This is a genomic window from Candidatus Thermoplasmatota archaeon, from assembly GCA_034660695.1.
In the GTDB taxonomy this organism is placed as follows: domain Archaea; phylum Thermoplasmatota; class E2; order UBA202; family DSCA01; genus JAYEJS01.
The window spans coordinates 1-4315 of sequence record JAYEJS010000138.1; the positions used below are offsets into that span (position 1 = coordinate 1).

At 35.2% G+C, this 4315-nt stretch carries 4 protein-coding genes; 3 read left to right on the forward strand and 1 reads right to left on the reverse strand.

Going from position 1 to position 4315, the window contains the following annotated elements; genetic code table 11:
- The 3 genes from U9O96_07425 to U9O96_07435 all read left to right on the forward strand — a co-directional run.
- The coding region (locus U9O96_07425; protein MEA2054914.1) for a Gfo/Idh/MocA family oxidoreductase at nucleotides 1-1064 on the forward strand (1064 nt) is incomplete at its 5' end.
- Nucleotides 1061-1636, forward strand: a complete 576-nt coding sequence (locus tag U9O96_07430) for an acyltransferase (GenBank protein MEA2054915.1) — start codon at nucleotides 1061-1063, stop codon at nucleotides 1634-1636. The genes U9O96_07425 and U9O96_07430, both read left to right, overlap by 4 nt.
- Nucleotides 1633-2706, forward strand: coding sequence for a DegT/DnrJ/EryC1/StrS family aminotransferase (locus U9O96_07435; GenBank protein MEA2054916.1), 1074 nt, complete (start codon nucleotides 1633-1635; stop codon nucleotides 2704-2706). Before U9O96_07430 ends, U9O96_07435 begins: the two co-directional genes overlap by 4 nt.
- Here U9O96_07435 and U9O96_07440 read toward each other — a convergent pair.
- Nucleotides 2699-4054, reverse strand: coding sequence for a nucleotide sugar dehydrogenase (locus U9O96_07440; GenBank protein MEA2054917.1), 1356 nt, complete (start codon nucleotides 4052-4054; stop codon nucleotides 2699-2701). The two genes, U9O96_07435 and U9O96_07440, sit on opposite strands and share 8 nt — an antisense overlap.
- Between the last annotated feature and the right edge of the window lie 261 nt (nucleotides 4055-4315).

The window sequence follows — 4315 nt, forward strand, 5'->3', positions numbered from 1 at the left end:
CAAAGAAAAAAACTGATAGGGATTTACAAGGTATTAATATAGCAACGAAATCCATAAGTAGGAAATATATATTTGGGGGTAACATGCTAAAAATAGGCGTTATCGGTACAGGTTCAATGGGAAAAAACCATGCAAGGGTTTGCTCAGAAATAGAAAATATAGAATTAGTTGGAATAGCAGATATTGATAAAAAAGCAACTAAAAATATTGCTGAAAGATTTGGTACAAAAGCATTTTTTGATTATAAAGAATTGCTTCCAAGAGTAGATGCTGCTGTAGTTGCCACGCCTACCATAACTCATTACAAAATAGCGATGGATTTTTTGGATGGTGGAAAGCATGTTTTGGTTGAAAAGCCTATTTGCGATACCATAGATAAAGCGAAAGGTTTGGTTAAAAGAGCAGAAAAAGAAGATTTAGTTTTAGCGGTTGGCCATATAGAAAGGCATAATCCCGCTGTGAAATTTATGAAGGATGCAATAAACAGTAAAAGATTTGGTGAACTGATTACCCTCGCTTCAAAGCGTGTCAGTAATCTTCCAGGAAGGATAAAGGATGTAGGTGTTATTTTTGATTTTGGAGTGCATGATATTGATGTAATGCGGTATCTGGCAGGCGAAGTGGAGTCTGTTTATGCAAGAGCGGGTAAGTTCAACAAAAATATAAGTCATGAGGATCATGCAAATATCGTATTAAACTTTGAAAATGATGTAAATGGGATAGTAGAGGTAAACTGGCTTACCCCAATGAAGATAAGAAAATTATTTTTAACTTGTTCAGAAAACTTTGTTGAGATGGATTATATAAGCCAATCTGTTACAATATCCTCATCCTCATTTAAAAAGATTGATGAAATGAATTTATATCATGTCCCTATACAATACAACATAAACCAAGTGGCATTGGAAAAGAAAGAGCCGTTAAGAAATGAAATAGAAGATTTTGTGGATGCAATCGAGAACAGTAAAAAACCTTTAGCAACTGGAGAAGATGGATTGAAAGCATTGGAAGTTGTTCAGGCTGCAGAGGAATCATATAAAAAAGGAGGAGTGGTAAAATTATGATACATGAATCGGCATATGTGGAAGATGCGAAAATTGGAAAAGGAACGAAAATATGGCATTTTGTTCATGTCAGGAAAGGAGCAAAAATCGGAAAAAACTGCAACATTGGAAAAGGAGTTTACATAGATACAAATGTTGAAATAGGCGACAATTGCAAAATCCAAAATTTTACAACCATCTATCAGGGAGTAAAAATAGGTAATGATGTCTTTATAGGCCCTCATGTCTGCTTCACCAATGATATTTATCCAAGAGCGTTTATCTGGAATGAGGAAAAATTGGCAAAAACCGTGGTAAAAGATGGTGCCTCCATAGGAGCTAGTTCAACGATTGTGGCGGGTATAACTATAGGAAAATGTGCAATGGTTGGAGCAGGAGCTGTAGTAACAAAAGATATTCCAGATTATGGATTGGTTTTTGGAAATCCGGCAAGTTTGAAAGGATTTGTTTGTGAGTGTGGCACAAAGCTAAAAAAACTGGGAAAGAAAGAAAATAAGATTGTTTTAAAATGTCCTCAATGTGGAAAAGAAGTAGAAATAAATTATGAGATATATGCAGGGGTAGAAAAATGATTTCTATTGCTAAGCCATTGATCGGAGCAGAAGAAAAACAGGCCGTTTCAGAAGTTCTAGACTCTGGAATGATTGCATGCGGGCCAAAAACAAAAGAATTTGAAGAAGAATTTGCCAATTTTGTTGGAACAAAATATGCTGTTGCAACTAATTCTGGAACGGCATCTTTACATATTGCTCTGCTTTCTTTAGGAATAAGAGAAGGAGATGAAGTTATAGTTCCTTCTTTTTCGTTTATTGCGACAGCAAACTCTGTTTTATTTTGTAATGCCAAACCAGTATTTTGTGATATAAATTCAAAAACTTTTAACATAGATATAAACAAAATTGAGAAGTTGATAACTGATAAAACCAAAGCTATTATGCCTGTTCATTTATATGGGCAACCAGCAGATATGAAACCAATTTTGGAAGTAGCTGAAAAATATGGGTTATATGTTATAGGAGATGCTGCTCAAGCCCATGGAGCAAAATATGACAATAAAATGATAGGCTCATTTGGTGATGTCGAATGCTTTTCTTTTTATCCCACCAAAAATATGACAACCGGAGAGGGAGGAATGGTAACAACAAACAGTGAGAAGGTGGCTGAGAGAGCTTATTCTATTAGGAATCATGGAAGAGAAAAAACGAAATGTGGTTATGGACACAACCGATTGGGTTACAATTACAGGATGACGGATATTGCAGCCGCTATTGGAATCGAGCAATTAAAAAAATTACCGAAATTTAATGAAAGAAGGAAAGAGAATGCAAAATATTTAAATAAGAAATTGGATGAAATGAAAGGGATAGAAACACCTTATGCTTTAAAAAATGTCGAACACGTATATCATCAATATACAATAAAGTGCAAAGATAGGGAAAAGCTTATTCAAAAATTAAAAGAAAATGGGATAGGCTATGGGATTTATTATCCAAAGCCATTACATTCTTATAAGCACCTGAAGGGGTTTGCACATGATGATTTAAAGAATTCCGAAGAAGTAGCCAAAGAAGTAATTTCATTGCCAGTACATCCATCATTGACAAAAGATGATTTAGAAAAGATAGTGGAAGCCATTACATAGGCTTGCCTATTCCCTTGTAAATGAAACCCTCTTCTTCACATTTTTCTCTGTCATAAGCATTTCTTCCATCTATTATTATGGGTGTTCTCATCTTATTTTTTATTGATCGTAGATTGAGATTTAAGTATTCTTTATGTTTGGTGACTATAACTAAAGCATCTGCACCTGTGATAGCTTCGTTGATGTCTTTGACAAATGGCAGTTCATAGTCCCGCACATAGGAATCATGCATCACGGGTTTCGCTCCTTTTTTCTTAAGGATTTCATACAATGGTTTTGCAGGAGTATTCCTTGTATCGTCTGAATTTTCCAGAAATGCAACTCCAAGAATTGCTATTTTCGCATCTTTAATTTTTTGTCCTGCTTCATTCAATCCCTCCTCTAAAAGGTCAGCCATATGAGTCGGCATCCACATGTTTAATTCCCTACTTTTGATAATGATATTTGGTTCGACCTTATATTTTCCGTATTGGTCAACTCCATATTTTAATAACCACGGATCTTTAGGGAGGCAATGCCCTCCTGTACCAGCCCCAGGGAAATGCATATTTCTTATTGGATTGGCAGATGGGTTTGATGGATCATTCGGCAATGTATTAACCAATTCCCTTACTTTAAAAGCATCTACCCTCAAGCTTTCGCACATTAAAGCGATTTCATTAGCAAATGCAATGTTCACATCTCGATATGCATTTTCGACTACTTTTGACATTTCTGCCGTTAATACATCTGTTAGATATAATTTTGCCTTTACAATATTTTTATATAAGTCCATTGCTCTTCTAGCACTCTCTCCATCAATCCCGCCGATAATTCTGGGGTAATTTATAATATTATGGAGTAAGCGTCCTACCATAACCCTTTCATAAGAATAAGCGAGTGAGAAATCTTTACCCGCCTTTAGCTTGGATTCTTTTTCCAGTATTGGCCTTACGACATTTTCTGTGGTGCCAGGAGCAACTGTAGATTCTATAACTACTAAAACCCCATTCTTCATGTGTCTTCCAACTTGCTTACTCGCTTCTTTGAGAGATTCATATTTTGGTATTCCTTTTTCATCTGTGGGGGTTTGAACATCTATTAAAATATAATCTGCATCTTTACATTCAGAAAAATCATCGGTGACATGGAAAGACCCTTTTTTAACAACTTTTTTGATAAGTTCGGATAAGCCCGGCTCATCCCCTCCAATTGGGTTTTTACCTTCATTTAACCAGTCTATTTTCCATCCCGATCGTTTTGATCGTCGTTGTATACCAACAACATTGAATCCTTCAACATCAGCAAATAGAGCTGCTGCGGGAATTCCAACGTAACCCATACCGATAACAACAATTTTTTTAACCATACTGATGAGTAATATGCCTTCTTTATTAAAATCTTTCATTCCGGAAATCATCATTTTTAAATACGAAAATACAATTCAATGGCAGATGAAAATCTTAATGACGCTGGCAAACCCATTTACCCATGATCCATAGATAGGAAAAGGCATATAAACTCAAATTTGATAGATGAAAAACGACATAATTGTACTGTTCTCATTTTATGAACAAGTTGTTCTCAAATCATGAACAAAAAGTTCATATATTGTGAACTATATATATGA

What these genes read in the sequence shown, in the direction of transcription:
- U9O96_07430 (MEA2054915.1), top strand. Translation starts at nt 1,061, where the DNA reads ATGATACATGAATCGGCATATGTGGAAGATGCGAAAATTGGAAAAGGA.
- U9O96_07435 (MEA2054916.1), top strand. Translation starts at nt 1,633, where the DNA reads ATGATTTCTATTGCTAAGCCATTGATCGGAGCAGAAGAAAAACAGGCC.
- U9O96_07440 (MEA2054917.1), bottom strand. Translation starts at nt 4,054, where the DNA reads ATGGTTAAAAAAATTGTTGTTATCGGTATGGGTTACGTTGGAATTCCC.